We start from the raw sequence: 14,770 nt of genomic DNA on the forward strand, positions 1-14,770 counted from the left end.
AACACTCCGTTAGGCGGGGCGGGCACTACCGCCCTGCCCCACCAGAATCAAATACGCCGAGCGGCGTAACGCTTGAGCATGCTCGGAACATCGAGAATCAGCGCGATCCGACCGTCACCGGTGATGGTCGCACCCGACATGCCCGGGGTTCCCTGCAGCATTTTGCCCAAAGGCTTGATGACCACTTCTTCCTGGCCAACCAGTTGATCGACGACAAAGCCGATCCGCTGGGTGCCCACGGAGAGAATCACCACATGGCCTTCGCGCTGCTCTTCGTGCTTGGCCGATGCCACCAGCCAGCGCTTGAGGTAGAACAGTGGCAACGCCTTGTCGCGTACGATCACCACTTCCTGGCCGTCCACCACGTTGGTGCGCGACAGGTCGAGGTGGAAGATCTCGTTGACGTTGACCAGCGGGAAGGCGAAAGCCTGGTTGCCCAGCATCACCATCAGGGTCGGCATGATCGCCAAGGTCAACGGCACCTTGATCACGATCTTCGAGCCCTGGCCCTTGGTCGAGTAGATGTTGATCGAGCCGTTGAGCTGGCTGATCTTGGTCTTCACCACGTCCATGCCGACGCCGCGGCCGGACACATCGGAAATCTCGGTTTTGGTCGAGAAGCCCGGGGCGAAGATCAGGTTGTAGCACTCGGTGTCGGTCAGGCGGTCGGCGGCGTCCTTGTCCATCACGCCACGCTTGACCGCGATGTTGCGCAATATGGTCGGGTCCATGCCTTTGCCGTCGTCAGTGATCGACAGCAGGATGTGGTCGCCCTCTTGCTCGGCGGCCAGGATCACCTTGCCGTTGCGCGACTTGCCCGAGGCTTCGCGCTCTTCCGGGGTTTCCACGCCGTGGTCGACGGCGTTGCGCACCAAGTGGACCAGCGGGTCGGCCAGGGCCTCGACAAGGTTTTTGTCGAGGTCGGTTTCTTCACCCACCAGTTCCAGGTTGATCTCTTTCTTCAGCTGACGCGCCAGGTCGCGAACCAGGCGTGGGAAGCGGCCGAAGACTTTCTTGATCGGCTGCATCCGCGTTTTCATCACGGCGGTCTGCAGGTCGGCGGTCACCACGTCGAGGTTCGACACGGCCTTTTGCATGGCTTCGTCGCCGCTGCTCAAGCCCAGGCGTACCAGGCGGTTACGCACCAGCACCAGTTCGCCGACCATGTTCATGATGTCGTCCAGGCGTGCGGTATCAACCCGCACGGTGGTTTCGGCTTCACTGGCAGGCTTCTCGGCCACCGGTGCTGCAGCGGCACGCGCCGGAGCCGGTGCTGGCGCTGCGGCTGGCGTGGCAGCTGGCTTGGCGGCCGGGGCCGGCGCTGCGGCTTTGGCGGCCACCGGTGCAGCGGACGCGACCGCTGCGGCCGGGGCCACTTCGCTGAACTTGCCCTTGCCGTGCAATTCGTCCAGCAGGGACTCGAACTCGTGATCGGAGATCAGGCCGTCGCCCGCCGGTGCTGCATTGGCAGCGGCAGGCGCCGCAGCCGTGGCGGCGACTTCCGGCAAGGCGTCGGCCACGAAGGTGCCCTTGCCATGCAGTTGGTCGAGCAACGCTTCGAATTCGTCGTCGGTAATGTCGGTGCTGGCACTGGCGGCAGGCGCCTCTGCAGCAGCAACCGGTGCGACAGCATCGGCCGCAAACTGGCCTTTGCCATGCAACTGATCGAGCAGGGACTCGAACTCAGCGTCGGTAATGTCTTCGCTGGTCGGTGCCGCGACGGCAGCCGCCGGCGCCTCTGCCTCGGCCTTCACGGCACTGAGAGAGTTGAGCAGCTGTTCGAACTCGCTGTCGGTCACATCCGGCTCGGCTTGCGCCACGGGCTCCGGCGCGGCTTCCACCACAGGCGCAGCCGAGGTGTCGGCAGGTTCTGCCAGGCGCGCCAGCGCGGCCAGCAGTTCCGGGGTGGCCGCGGTGATCGGGGCACGTTCGCGCACTTCGCTGAACATGCCGTTGACCGCATCCAGCGCTTCGAGAATCACGTCCATCAGTTCCGAGTCGACGTGCCGCTCACCCTTGCGCAGGATGTCGAACACGTTCTCGGCGATGTGACAGCACTCCACCAGCTCATGGAGCTGGAGGAAGCCGGCGCCCCCTTTTACAGTGTGAAAACCGCGAAAAATTGCATTGAGCAGGTTCGCATCATCTGGGCGGCTTTCCAGCTCGACCAGTTGTTCGGACAGTTGCTCTAAAATTTCGCCGGCCTCTACAAGGAAATCCTGAAGGATTTCTTCATCGGCGCCGAAGCTCATGTGGGTGCTCCTTAGAAGCCTAAACTGGATAACAGGTCATCTACGTCATCCTGACCTGACACAACGTCTTCACGTTTATCGGCATGAATCTGCGGACCTTCACCCTTGGCGAGATGTTTTTGTGGATCTTTTTCCGAGAGGATCGCTTCGCGGTCATGTTCAATGCCGGCAAAGCGGTCAACCTGGCCTGCCATAAGCACCAATTTGAGCAAGTTGCTTTCCACTTCGGTGACCAACTGGGTCACACGCTTGATCACCTGGCCGGTGAGGTCCTGGTAATCCTGGGCGAGCAGAATGTCGTTGAGGTTGCTGGAAACCGTGCGGTTTTCCTGCTCGCTGCGTGACAAGAACCCATCGACCCGACGCGCCAATTCTCGAAACTCTTCAGCCCCCACTTCCCGGCGCATGAAGCGGCCCCAGTCAACGCTGAGGGCCTGGGCTTCATTGGCCATGCCGTTGACCAGGGGCGTGGCGTTTTCCACCAGGTCCATGGTGCGGTTGGCCGCCGCCTCAGTCAGCCTGACCACGTAGGACAGGCGTTCGGTGGCATCAGTGATTTGCGAAATTTCTTCGGCCTGGGGCATATGCGGGTCAATCTGGAAATTGACGATCGCACTGTGCAGCTCGCGTGTGAGCTTGCCCACTTCCTGGTACAGGCCGCGGTCACGGGTCTGGTTGAGCTCATGGATTAACTGCACCGCGTCGCCGAACTGGCCTTTCTCAAGGCTGTCGACCAACTGATGAGCATGCTTTTTCAGGGTCGACTCGAAGTCTCCCTGTGACGTTTCTTTATGCTCCATAGCTCCCCCGCGATGGCATTAGCCGTGGATGCGTTCGAAGATTTTTTCGATCTTCTCTTTCAAGGCCAAGGCAGTGAATGGCTTGACCACGTAACCGTTAACCCCGGCTTGGGCGGCTTCGATGATCTGCTCACGCTTGGCTTCGGCGGTCACCATCAGCACAGGCAGGCTGCGCAGCTTTTCGTCAGCGCGCACGTGGCGCAGCAAGTCGATGCCGGTCATGCCCGGCATGTTCCAGTCCGTTACCAGAAAGTCGATGCTCCCGCTGTTGAGGATCGGAATCGCCGTAATGCCGTCATCCGCCTCGACCGTGTTAGTGAACCCAAGGTCACGCAACAGGTTTTTTATGATCCGCCGCATCGTTGAGAAGTCATCAACGATGAGGATTTTCATGTTCTTGTCCAATTCGACCTCCAAGCAGTCTTAAACGCGCCCAGCACCTGGACGCGCCATTTCAATCAACAGGCATTACACAAAAAGGACTGCCGGGGGCACCACGGGTCGAACCCGCGAAGGCTGCTTGCCCTCGCGGTATCGTCTACAGTGTCCCCACACTGCCTGTCAGCGCGCTCGCCACTCTCCCAAACGCCCCCGCAAGCGGGCTGCGCACTGGCTGTGCAACTGGCTGACCCGCGATTCGCTGACCCCCAGGACCTCACCGATTTCCTTGAGGTTAAGCTCTTCGTCGTAGTACAGCGCCAACACCAGTCGCTCACGCTCCGGCAAATTGGCAATCGCGTCCGCCAACGCCCCCTGGAAACGCTCATCTTCCAGGTCACGCGATGGCTCCATATGAGCGCTCGCGCCGTCCTCGTGCAGCCCTTCGTGTTCGCCGTCCTGCAAGAGGTCGTCGAAACTGAACAGGCGGCTGCCCAAGGTATCGTTCAAAATCCCGTAGTAATCGTCGAGACTCAATTGGAGTTCGGCCGCAACTTCGTGATCTTTAGCGTCGCGACCGGTTTTTGCTTCAATTGCGCGAATTGCGTCACTGACCATGCGCGTATTGCGATGCACCGAACGCGGCGCCCAGTCACCTTTGCGCACTTCATCGAGCATCGCGCCACGTATGCGGATACCCGCGTACGTCTCGAAACTCGCCCCCTTGCTCGCGTCGTATTTGGTCGACACTTCGAGCAGGCCGATCATGCCCGCCTGGATCAGGTCTTCGACCTGGACGCTGGCGGGCAGGCGTGCCAGCAAGTGATAGGCGATACGCTTGACCAGGGGCGCGTAGCGCTCGATCAATTCGCCCTGGCTGTCACGGGCAGACTTCTTGTACGCGTTGTAGCCGGTCGCTGTCATAGCACGGGTCCTGCGCTCGTCTGATGCACCAATCGCTCGACGAAAAACTCCAGATGCCCCCGAGGGTTGGCGGGCAACGGCCAGGTATCGACCTTCTGGGCAATAGCCTTGAACGCCAATGCGCATTTGGAACGAGGGAACGCTTCGTAGACTGCACGCTGCTTTTGCACAGCCTTGCGCACACACTCGTCGTAGGGAACTGCGCCGACGTATTGTAAGGCGACATCGAGGAAGCGATCCGTGACCTTGGTCAACTTGGCGAACAGATTGCGCCCTTCCTGCGGGCTCTGGGCCATGTTGGCCAGGACGCGGAAGCGGTTCATGCCGTAGTCACGGTTAAGCAGTTTGATCAGGGCATAGGCGTCGGTGATCGAGGTGGGTTCGTCGCAGACCACCAGCAACACTTCCTGTGCAGCGCGCACGAAGCTGACCACGGACTCGCCGATCCCGGCGGCGGTGTCGATCACCAGCACGTCGAGGTTGTCGCCGATATCACTGAAAGCCTGGATGAGGCCGGCATGCTGCGCCGGGCTCAGGTGCACCATGCTCTGGGTGCCCGAGGCAGCCGGCACGATGCGGATGCCACCGGGGCCCTGCAGCAGCACATCGCGCAGCTCGCAGCGGCCCTCGATCACATCGGCAAGGGTGTGTTTGGGTGTCAGCCCCAGCAGAACGTCCACGTTCGCCAAGCCCAGGTCAGCATCCAGCAGCATGACGCGACGGCCAAGCTCTGCCAGGGCCAGGGACAAATTCACTGACACGTTAGTTTTCCCGACGCCACCTTTGCCGCCGGTCACCGCGATCACCTGTACGGGATGCATGCTGCCCATTTTATTTCTTTACCTTGTCTTGCTTAGACGCAGGCTACATGGCTTGGCCGCGTGAATCGCTTGCAGACCATCGATGTAGATACATTTCACGGTGTTCATCCTGACTCAACCCACCCGCTTTGCCGGGTTGTGGTAAAGGTCGGCGAACATATCGGCCATCGCTTCCTCGCTAGGCTCTTCTTGCATTTGCACGCTGACTGCACGGCTGACCAACTGATGACGGCGCGGCAGATGCAAATCATCCGGGATCCGCGGCCCGTCGGTCAGGTAGGCGACCGGCAATTCATGACTGATGGCCAGGCTCAGCACCTCGCCCAGGCTCGCGGTTTCATCGAGCTTGGTGAGGATGCAACCGGCCAGGCCACAACGCTTGTAACTATGATACGCAGCGGTAAGAACCTGTTTCTGGCTGGTGGTTGCAAGCACCAGGTAATTTTTCGACTTGATGCCACGCCCCGCCAGGCTTTCCAACTGCATGCGCAATGCCGGGTCGCTGGCTTGCAGGCCGGCAGTGTCGATCAGCACCACGCGCTTGCGCAGCAAGGGGTCCAGGGCGTTGGCCAGGGACTGGCCCGGATCGACATGGGTCACCGACACATTGAGGATCCGGCCCAGGGTCTTGAGCTGCTCCTGGGCACCAATACGGTAGCTGTCCATGCTTACCAGCGCGATATTCTGAGCGCCGTACTTGAGCACGTAACGAGCCGCCAACTTGGCCAGGGTGGTGGTCTTGCCCATGCCGGCAGGGCCGACCATGGCGATCACACCACCCTCTTCCAAGGGTTCGATTTCCGGGGTGACGATCATCCGCGCCAAGTGGGCCAGCAACATGCGCCAGGCTTGGCGAGGCTCTTCGATTTCAGTGGTCAGGGCCAGCAGGTCGCGAGACAACGGGCCAGACAGGCCGATACGTTGCAGGCGACGCCACAGGTTGGCCTGCTGCGGCTTGCTGCCTTGCAGTTGGGTCCAGGCCAGCGAGCCAAGCTGCACTTCAAGCAGTTCGCGCAGGCCGTTGAGTTCAAAGCGCATCGAATCAAACACGCGCTGGTCAACCGCAGGCGCCGGAGCAGGCGCAGCAGGACGCGGCGGTTCTTTGAAGGTGGGCTCGACCAGCGGCTCGGCAGCGGTCAGCGGCAAGCCGGCGAACAATTGGCGGTTGGTGGTGGCATCGCTGTCGCCGCGCATGCTCAGTTCAGCCTGGGCCGAGACAATCCGCGAAGCGGTCTTGCGCAGCTCGTCTTCGAGCTCCATGTTCGGCACGCGCGGCGCCAGGGCCTGGGGTGTGTAGTCCAGGGCAGCCGTCAGCTCGACACCGCCGGCAATACGACGGTTTCCGATAATCGCGGCGTCGGCGCCCAGCTCATCACGAACCAGTTTCATGGCCTGACGCATATCGGCGGCGAAAAAACGCTTAACTTGCATAACCCACTACCCTCAGCCGTTGGGCCCTACTGTCGCGACGATAGTCACTTGCTTGTTGTCAGGAATTTCCTGATAAGCCAAAACGTGCAAATTCGGTACTGCCAAGCGTCCAAACCGCGACAACATCGCCCTGACCGGGCCGGCCACCAGCAGTATCACCGGCTGGCCCTGCATTTCCTGGCGCTGTGCGGCGTCAATCAACGAACGCTGCAGTTTCTCAGCCATGCTTGGCTCCAGCAGAACGCCCTCTTCCTGGCCTTGTCCTGCCTTCTGAATACTATTGAGCAATATTTGTTCCAACCTTGGTTCCAAGGTGATCACAGGCAGCTCGGAGTCAAGCCCTACAATGCTTTGGACGATTGCACGCGACAATCCGACGCGCACCGCAGCCACCAGGGCGGCAGTATCTTGACTCTTGGCGGCATTGTTGGCGATGGCCTCGGCAATGCTGCGAATGTCGCGTACCGGCACCTGTTCGGCCAGCAGCGCCTGCAACACCTTGAGCAATTGCGACAGCGACAGGATGCCCGGCACCAGTTCTTCGGCGAGTTTTGGCGAAGCTTTGCCGAGCAAACCCATCAATTGCTGGACTTCCTCGTGGCCGATCAGCTCGTGGGAGTGCTTGTACAGGATCTGGTTGAGGTGGGTGGCGACCACCGTGCTGGCGTCCACCACGGTGTAACCCAGGGACTGTGCCTGGCTGCGCTGGCTGATTTCGATCCATACCGCGTCCAGGCCAAAAGCCGGATCTTTGGCGGTGATGCCGTTGAGGCTGCCGAACACCTGCCCCGGGTTGATCGCCAGTTCGCGGTCCGGGTAGATCTCGGCTTCGGCCAGGATCACGCCCATCAGGGTCAGGCGGTAGGCGCTCGGGGCCAGGTCGAGGTTGTCGCGGATATGCACCGTGGGCATCAAGAAGCCCAGGTCCTGGGACAGTTTCTTGCGCACGCCCTTGATCCGCGCGAGCAATTGGCCGCCCTGGTTGCGGTCCACCAGCGGGATGAGGCGGTAGCCGACTTCCAGGCCGATCATGTCGATCGGGGTCACGTCGTCCCAGCCCAGCTCCTTGGTTTCCTGGGCGCGGGCCGGGGATGGCAGCAGTTCCTGCTGGCGCGCTATCTCTTGCTGGGCCTGGACCTTGACCGCATTCTGCTTTTTCCAGAACAGGTAGGCACCGCCAGCCGCCATGGCCGCCATGCTCAGGAACGACACGTGAGGCATGCCCGGCACGATGCCCATGATCGCCATGATGCCTGCCGCCACGGCCAGGGCCTTGGGCGAGGCAAACATCTGCCGGCTGATCTGCTTGCCCATGTCTTCGGAGCCCGACGCACGGGTCACCATGATCGCCGCAGCTGTGGATAACAACAGTGATGGCAATTGCGCCACTAAACCGTCACCGATGGTCAGCAGCGCGTAAACCTTGCCCGCATCGCCGAAGGTCATGCCGTGCTGGAAGATCCCCACGGCCATGCCGCCGATAAGGTTGATGAACAGAATGAGCAGGCCGGCGATGGCGTCACCGCGCACGAATTTGCTGGCACCGTCCATGGAGCCGTAGAACTCGGCTTCCTGGGCAACTTCCAGGCGACGGGATTTGGCTTGGTTCTGGTCGATCAGGCCGGCGTTGAGGTCGGCGTCGATGGCCATCTGTTTGCCGGGCATCGCGTCGAGGGTAAAACGCGCGCTCACTTCGGAGATGCGCCCGGCGCCTTTGGTGACCACCACAAAGTTGATGATCATCAAAATCGCGAACACCACGATACCGACCACGTAGTTACCGCCGATCACCACCTCACCGAAGGCCTGGATCACCTTACCGGCGGCGGCGTGGCCGTCCTGGCCGTGCAGCATGACCACACGGGTCGACGCTACGTTGAGCGCCAGGCGCAGCAGGGTCGCCACCAGCAGAATCGTCGGGAATACCGCAAAATCCAAGGGCCGCAGGGCGTACACGCAGACCAGCAATACCACCACAGACAGGGCAATATTGAAGGTAAAGAACACGTCGAGCAGGAACGGCGGCATCGGCAACATCATCATTGCCAGCATCACCAGCAACAACAACGGCACACCCAGATTGCCTCGCGAGAGGTCAGTCAGGGTGCTGCGGGCGTTGCCGAGCATTTGAGAGCGATCCACCACCGGTATTCCTCGTGTCCTTTGAAGCAAAGTTTTGACGCAATTGGGCGTCTTGCAGGCGGTATTGCAAGAAGCCTTCCAACTTTTGCTCTAAGGGTCAGATCGCTCTCAGGGGCATTGCCTTGAAACCATCGGAGAGGACGAAACTACAAGGGTTTGACGTTATCGGCCTGGGGGCCTTTTGGGCCTTCAACGATGTCGTATTCGACTTTCTTGCCTTCTTCGAGGGTTCTGAAGCCATCGGTTTTTATTGCGGAATGGTGGACAAATACATCTGCGCTTCTATCGTCTGGCGAAATAAAGCCAAACCCCTTCTCCGCGCTAAACCACTTCACTGTACCTGTTGCCATTACCTTTCTCCCGGCCGCTCGCTCGATGCCCCCTATGGACATCGCGCGATGAGCTTGATATTGAACGCATAAACCCCTTTGGGCCGCTGGATCCTCGATAACTGCATGTGCAGGCCATTCTTCAGCCAGACCCCGGCTGAACTGAGAAGGTCAACACGTACAGGTTCATCCTCGCCATCCAGTGCAATCAAGCCTTCACCGGTTTTTCGACTATAAGATTTGATCGTGCCGGTTAGCGCTTCCATCACCGCTCCTCCGCACCGTTCAGGCATGCAGCGTGTAGCGCCATGGAACCGCGAGCTGGCAATACTGGCTACTGTTAACGTTGACAGGTAGAGCGACTTGGCGACGAACGGTATCCGCATTTCCTTCTTCCCCAAAACATGAGGGCGCATAGATCGTGTTAGACAAATGCGCCCTCATTTCCCGCCGCATAAAATACGCTTCAATATATTGACTACACAGACACTATCAACAACCCAGCATATTCAGCTTGATAGAAATGATCTGCTCCTCCAATGTCATCTCCTGCCCCTCATGCATTTTTTCAATGACATCCATTTCCCGACGAGTAGGCAAACCTTCATGGGTTAATATTGTTTCCAAGTCTTCTGTTTCAACCGGCACTGTTTGCGCTGTGAATTCAGTCGGGTCCATGGTCAGATATTTTTCCAGTTGACGCTCAACCACGGCAAACTTCTCAACCGCCCTTCGCTCCTCCGCTGTACGTGGATGACGCCCGTCGAGAAATTGGTACAGCCGTTGATCCTCGGGTGTAATCGTGGCTTTGGCTGTCTCCAGCACCTGCCCCATAACACTCTTATGGGCCTTAATCTCAGATTTGCCATCCACCCCTACAACCGGTTTTTCCGAGACATTCTGTGCGACGGAAGCACCAGGCATAAAGCCCTTGAGAAAACTCGCAAGCGTTTGTGCGAGCTGATGAAACAAATCACTCAAAGACTGAACGACTGGATTACTCAATGGCTGATTCGTCATCTCACCCACCCAATTGGTGCCAACAACCGGCTGTGTGTATGAACGCTTCATCACATGACCGTCGCGATCACCGGGCGCCAAAGCAACCGCTTTATATAAATGTTTCTCCCTTCCAAATCTATCACCACACTGTTCTTCACGATGATGGGCAGGCATAGATAAGTGCCGAGATGCAATATCCATTATTCATAGTCCCTCAGAGAGCGATTCATTGAGTGTTTCATTTAAAAAAACACAGCATAAGATGCAGCCCTGATTGAGTGGGATAATCCCCCTCCAAGTTCCGACCCATAAAATTCAAGAAATTACATACAACGAATAAACACCCCAATCACCGACCCACAACAGCAGCATTAAAGGAAAACCACACTATCAAGTCTGACTGAACAGAAAGAAACGTCCCACCCGCCGGTTTGCCGGCAAAAAAACCAAGGGCGTCGCGTTCAGCCTGTCTGCCTGCGTATTGTTAACGACCATCGCTGGCAAGCCAGTTCCTACAGCAGGTGGGTCTGCCGTTCGTCGTAAACTGTGCTTGACCTGTCAACTTTGACAGTAGTCACAGGGTGCTTCCCGTTGTTTATTACACGCCATGCACTTCGCGCATGTAGTAAACGAGATGCAGGAGAGCGGTATTGAAGGTGAGTAGAGGTATTGTCAAATCCTATGAATTGACCCGTGGTGAGTGGTTGATTGCGTTGGACGACGGAGAAGAAATCGTCTTCATCGATTGGAGCGACTGGCAATGGGCTGCGCTGTCGATTGGTGAGCCGATAATGTTCCAAATGGTCCATAAACCCCAGGGCGTTTATGCGCTTCCCATTCGTGCGCATAACGATACCGAGACGGGTCCAGAGGTGTAAAGGAGAGCGGCAGTGGCAACAGGCACAGTGAAGTGGTTTAACGCGGAGAAGGGGTTTGGTTTTATTGCCCCGGATGATGGGAGTGCGGACGTTTTTGCCCATTACTCGGCAGTTACGTCAGATGGGTACAAAAGCCTAAATGAAGGCCAAAGAGTAGAATTTGACGTAGTACAAGGACCAAAAGGTCTTCATGCGGCGAATATACGACCTATTTAAAGGTTCAAATGTGGAGCGGGCTTTCAGTCGCTAGATGGCTGGCTGATATTAGCCACATCAGGCTCGTTAGGTCTTGACCCCAATAGAAATACGCACCGGTATTCCCATCAAGCAATAGTTGGAAGGCGTCTTGCAATACCGCCTGCAAGACGCCCAACAGCGTCAAAACTTTGCTTCATGCATTGAGGTTCGACACCGCCCCCGGATTAAGTATCGCGGCGCAGTTCCGGGGGAATGGGTAGGTCTTTGAGCGGGTCCGGGCGCTTACCCTTGCCCGCGCGGTACTGGCGAATCTGATAAACGTACGCCAACACCTGCGCGACGGCCAGATAGAGCCCGGCGGGGATTTCCTGGTCCAGGTCGGTGGAATAGAAGATCGACCGCGCCAGCTCCGGCGACTCCAGCAGCAGGATGTCGTTGGCCACGGCGATTTCGCGAATCTTCAGCGCCGTAAAGTCACTGCCCTTGGCCAACAGCATCGGCGCGCCGCCCTTCTCCGGGTCGTATTTGAGCGCCACGGCGTAGTGGGTCGGGTTGGTGATGACCACGTCGGCGTCGGGCACCGAGGCCATCATCTTGCGCTGGGACATTTCCCGCTGCAGTTGGCGAATGCGCTGCTTGACCTCGGGGCGGCCCTCTTGGTCCTTGTGCTCGTCGCGCACTTCCTGCTTGGTCATCAGCAGTTTCTTGTGGCTTTCCCACAGCTGGATCGGGGCATCCACGGCAGCGATGATGATCAGCCCGGCGGCCATCCACAGCGCGCTCCAGCCCACCACCTGCACGCTATGGATGATCGCTGACTCCAACGGTTCATGGGCGATGCGCAGCAGGTCGTCGATGTCGGACGACAACACCATCAGCGCCACAAACAGAATCAGGATGAATTTGGCCAATGCCTTGAGCAACTCCACCAGGGCCTTGGTGGAAAACATGCGCTTGAGCCCGGCAGCCGGGTTCATGCGGCTGAACTTGGGCGCCATGCTGCCGGCAGCGAACAGCCAGCCACCCAGGGCGACCGGGCCGATCAGCGCGGCCAGCAGCAAGGTGATGAGGATCGGTTGCACCGCCAGGATCGCGATCTTACCCGAGTGCAGCAGGTACTGGCCCATGGCATCAGGGTTGAGCAGCACCTCGCGGGGCAAGGCGAAGTTATGCTTCATCAACTCCATCAAGTCCAACGCCAGCCCGCCGCCATAGATCAACAAGGCGCCGGCACCGGCCATCATGGTGGCGACGGTATTGAGCTCTTTGGAGCGCGCAATCTCGCCCTTTTCCCTGGAGTCCTTTTTACGTTTCTCCGTGGGGTCTTCTGTTTTGTCCTGACCACTCTCGCTCTCGGCCATGGCTCAGCGCGCCCGTGCCAGATCACGTAAGAACTGCAAGGCATCGGTCGCCAGCGGTTGATACTGATTGAGAATGTCGGCCAGGCCGACCCAGAAAATCCCCATGCCCAACACCAGGGTCAATGGGAAACCAATCGAGAAAATGTTCAGTTGCGGCGCTGCACGGGTCATGACGCCAAAGGCGATGTTGACCACCAGTAACGCGGTGATCGCCGGCAGCACCAGCAACAGCGAAGCCCCCAGCACCCAGCCGAGGCGCCCCACCACTTCCCAGAAGTGATTGACCACCAGCCCCGAGCCCACCGGTAAGGTGGTGAAGCTTTCGGTCATCACTTCGAAGGCCACCAGATGGCCGTTCATGGCCAGGAACAGCAAGGTCACCAGCATGGTCAGGAATTGCCCGATCACCGCCGCCGACACACCGTTGGTAGGGTCGACCATGGACGCGAAGCCCATACCCATCTGGATCGAGATGATTTGCCCGGCAATCACAAACGCCTGGAAAAACAGTGAGAGGGAAAACCCCATCAGCGCGCCGATCAGGATCTGCTCGGCAATGAGCAGCAATGCACTCAGATCGATCGCGTTCACCGCCGGCATCGGCGGCAACCCAGGCACGATCACCACGGTGATCGCCACCGCAAAGTACAGGCGTATCCGGCGTGGCACCAGGGTCGTGCCGAACACCGGCATGGCCATCAACATCGCTGTTACCCGAAACAGCGGCAGGATGAAGGACGCCACCCAGGTGCTGATCTGGGTGTCGGTCAATGCCAGCAAGGACTGCATCGGGTCAGCCGATCAACTGCGGAATACTGCCGTACAACTGCAGGATGTATTCCATGAAGGTCTGCACCAGCCACGGGCCAGCCACGATCAGGGTGACCAGCATCACCAGCAGGCGCGGCAGGAAGCTCAAGGTCTGTTCGTTGATCTGGGTCGCGGCCTGGAACATCGCCACCAGCAAGCCCACCAACAGGCTTGGCACCACCAGCACGGCGACCATCACGGTGGTCAGCCACAACGCTTCACGGAACAGGTCGACGGCGACTTCTGGCGTCATTGCGCTATACCCCGCCGAAACTGCCGGCCAGGGTGCCGATAATCAGCGCCCAGCCGTCCACCAGCACAAACAGCATGATCTTGAACGGCAACGAGATGATCAACGGTGACAGCATCATCATACCCATGGCCATCAACACGCTCGCCACCACCAGGTCGATGATCAGGAACGGGATAAAGATCATGAAGCCGATCTGGAACGCGGTTTTCAATTCGGAGGTGACGAACGCCGGCACCAGGATGGTCAGTGGCGCCTGGTCCGGGGTGGCGATGTCGGTGCGCTTGGACAAGCGCATGAACAGCTCAAGGTCGCTGGAACGGGTCTGCGACAGCATGAAATCCTTGATCGGGCCCTGGGCCTTGTCGATCGCGTCCTGGGCGGTCATTTTCTCCGCCAGGTAGGGTTGCAGGGCTTGCTGGTTCACCTTGTCGAACACCGGCGCCATGATGAACAGCGTCAGGAACAAGGCCATGCCGGTGAGGATCTGGTTCGACGGCGTCTGCTGCAGGCCCAGGGCCTGGCGCAGGATCGAGAACACGATGATGATCCGCGTGAAGCTGGTCATCAGCATGACGAACGCCGGGATAAAACTCAGCGCGGTCATGATCAGCAGGATCTGCAGGCTGACCGAATACTCCTGCGCACCCGCCGCGTTGGTCCCCAGCGTAATCGCCGGGATCGACAACGGGTCGGCGCCGAACGCCAATGGCGCCGCCAGCAGCAGCATGAGCGTCAATAAAACGCGCATTACTTCTTATCCTTCTGATCCTTGCCCAGCAACTCCATCAGGCGCTGGGCGAATTCTGGCGTGGCGGACTGGCTCTGATCCACGCTCACCGGGGTCTTGAGCACATGCAGCGGGGTGATGCGACCGGGCGTGATGCCGAGCAGGATCTGCTCCTCGCCCACTTGCACCAGCACCAGCCGATCACGCGGACCGAGGGCGCGGGCGCCGATCATCTCGATCACCTGGCCGTTGCCCGGGCCCACGCGCTGCACGCGGCGCATCAGCCAGGCCAGCGCAAAGATCAAACCCACCACCAGCAACAGGCCCAGTACCAGCTGGGTCAGTTGCCCGCCGATGCCGCTGCTCACCACCGGCGCTGCCGTCGCAGCCGCTTGCGCGACCGGCTCAGCCGCGAGGGCGCTCAATGGCAGCGCCAGAAACAGTCCCGCCATCGAATACTTCAT

General features: G+C 59.2%; 17 protein-coding genes. 2 read left to right on the forward strand and 15 right to left on the reverse strand.

The features are described 5' to 3' along the window. Window positions 1-47: 47 nt before the first annotated feature. The 10 genes from KHP07_RS23020 to KHP07_RS23065 form a co-directional block, all read right to left on the reverse strand. The gene (locus KHP07_RS23020; RefSeq protein WP_099492351.1) at window positions 48-2,252 is read right to left on the reverse strand and encodes a chemotaxis protein CheA; all 2,205 of its coding nucleotides are present in this window, start codon (window positions 2,250-2,252) and stop codon (window positions 48-50) included. Between the two features lie 11 nt (window positions 2,253-2,263). Continuing rightward, a complete protein-coding gene (locus KHP07_RS23025; protein WP_078049605.1) occupies window positions 2,264-3,052 on the reverse strand; it encodes a protein phosphatase CheZ in 789 nt (262 codons plus the stop codon). Window positions 3,053-3,070: 18 nt separating this feature from the next. Next, window positions 3,071-3,445, reverse strand: coding sequence for a chemotaxis response regulator CheY (locus KHP07_RS23030; RefSeq protein ID WP_015885173.1), 375 nt, complete (start codon window positions 3,443-3,445; stop codon window positions 3,071-3,073). A gap of 168 nt (window positions 3,446-3,613) precedes the next feature. Continuing rightward, window positions 3,614-4,354 (reverse strand): RNA polymerase sigma factor FliA, encoded by a 741-nt coding sequence (fliA, locus tag KHP07_RS23035; RefSeq protein WP_016976604.1) that lies wholly within the window; start codon window positions 4,352-4,354, stop codon window positions 3,614-3,616. Beyond that, window positions 4,351-5,184, reverse strand: coding sequence for a flagellar synthesis regulator FleN (fleN, locus tag KHP07_RS23040; RefSeq protein ID WP_003192912.1), 834 nt, complete (start codon window positions 5,182-5,184; stop codon window positions 4,351-4,353). The genes fliA and fleN overlap by 4 nt, the downstream gene beginning before the upstream one ends. Before the next feature lie 105 nt (window positions 5,185-5,289). Further along, on the reverse strand, window positions 5,290-6,606 hold the full coding sequence (flhF, locus tag KHP07_RS23045; RefSeq protein ID WP_078049606.1) for a flagellar biosynthesis GTPase FlhF: 1,317 nt from the start codon (window positions 6,604-6,606) through the stop codon (window positions 5,290-5,292). A gap of 12 nt (window positions 6,607-6,618) precedes the next feature. Beyond that, on the reverse strand, window positions 6,619-8,733 hold the full coding sequence (flhA, locus tag KHP07_RS23050) for a flagellar biosynthesis protein FlhA (RefSeq protein ID WP_250883698.1): 2,115 nt from the start codon (window positions 8,731-8,733) through the stop codon (window positions 6,619-6,621). 161 nt (window positions 8,734-8,894) lie between these two features. Continuing rightward, the gene (locus tag KHP07_RS23055; protein WP_214498090.1) at window positions 8,895-9,098 is read right to left on the reverse strand and encodes a cold-shock protein; all 204 of its coding nucleotides are present in this window, start codon (window positions 9,096-9,098) and stop codon (window positions 8,895-8,897) included. 32 nt (window positions 9,099-9,130) lie between these two features. Further along, window positions 9,131-9,343, reverse strand: coding sequence for a cold-shock protein (locus KHP07_RS23060; protein ID WP_214498091.1), 213 nt, complete (start codon window positions 9,341-9,343; stop codon window positions 9,131-9,133). A gap of 226 nt (window positions 9,344-9,569) precedes the next feature. After that, window positions 9,570-10,280, reverse strand: coding sequence for a hypothetical protein (locus KHP07_RS23065; protein WP_214498092.1), 711 nt, complete (start codon window positions 10,278-10,280; stop codon window positions 9,570-9,572). Between the two features lie 455 nt (window positions 10,281-10,735). On the opposite strand from KHP07_RS23065, the gene KHP07_RS23070 reads away from it, so the two are divergent. Beyond that, window positions 10,736-10,957 carry a hypothetical protein gene (locus KHP07_RS23070; RefSeq protein WP_252994304.1) on the forward strand — a complete coding sequence of 74 codons (222 nt, stop codon included), beginning with the start codon at window positions 10,736-10,738 and terminating at the stop codon, window positions 10,955-10,957. Window positions 10,958-10,969: 12 nt separating this feature from the next. Continuing rightward, complete coding sequence (locus tag KHP07_RS23075; protein WP_214498093.1) at window positions 10,970-11,173, forward strand: cold-shock protein; 204 nt, start codon at window positions 10,970-10,972, stop codon at window positions 11,171-11,173. A gap of 206 nt (window positions 11,174-11,379) precedes the next feature. Here KHP07_RS23075 and flhB read toward each other — a convergent pair whose 3' ends face one another. The 5 genes from flhB to fliO are packed head-to-tail and all read right to left on the reverse strand — an operon-like array spanning window position 11,380 to window position 14,770. Further along, the gene (gene flhB, locus KHP07_RS23080; RefSeq protein WP_099492345.1) at window positions 11,380-12,516 is read right to left on the reverse strand and encodes a flagellar biosynthesis protein FlhB; all 1,137 of its coding nucleotides are present in this window, start codon (window positions 12,514-12,516) and stop codon (window positions 11,380-11,382) included. A 3-nt stretch (window positions 12,517-12,519) separates the two neighbouring features. Next, window positions 12,520-13,305, reverse strand: coding sequence for a flagellar biosynthetic protein FliR (gene fliR / locus KHP07_RS23085; protein ID WP_078049613.1), 786 nt, complete (start codon window positions 13,303-13,305; stop codon window positions 12,520-12,522). 4 nt (window positions 13,306-13,309) lie between these two features. Then, a complete protein-coding gene (gene fliQ, locus KHP07_RS23090) occupies window positions 13,310-13,579 on the reverse strand; it encodes a flagellar biosynthesis protein FliQ (RefSeq protein WP_010208761.1) in 270 nt (89 codons plus the stop codon). A 4-nt stretch (window positions 13,580-13,583) separates the two neighbouring features. Next, on the reverse strand, window positions 13,584-14,327 hold the full coding sequence (fliP, locus tag KHP07_RS23095; RefSeq protein WP_016976565.1) for a flagellar type III secretion system pore protein FliP: 744 nt from the start codon (window positions 14,325-14,327) through the stop codon (window positions 13,584-13,586). Next, window positions 14,327-14,770, reverse strand: a complete 444-nt coding sequence (gene fliO, locus KHP07_RS23100) for a flagellar biosynthetic protein FliO (protein ID WP_078049614.1) — start codon at window positions 14,768-14,770, stop codon at window positions 14,327-14,329. The genes fliP and fliO overlap by 1 nt, the downstream gene beginning before the upstream one ends.

This window comes from Pseudomonas sp. VS40 (assembly GCF_018587885.1).
GTDB lineage: Bacteria > Pseudomonadota > Gammaproteobacteria > Pseudomonadales > Pseudomonadaceae > Aquipseudomonas > Aquipseudomonas pergaminensis.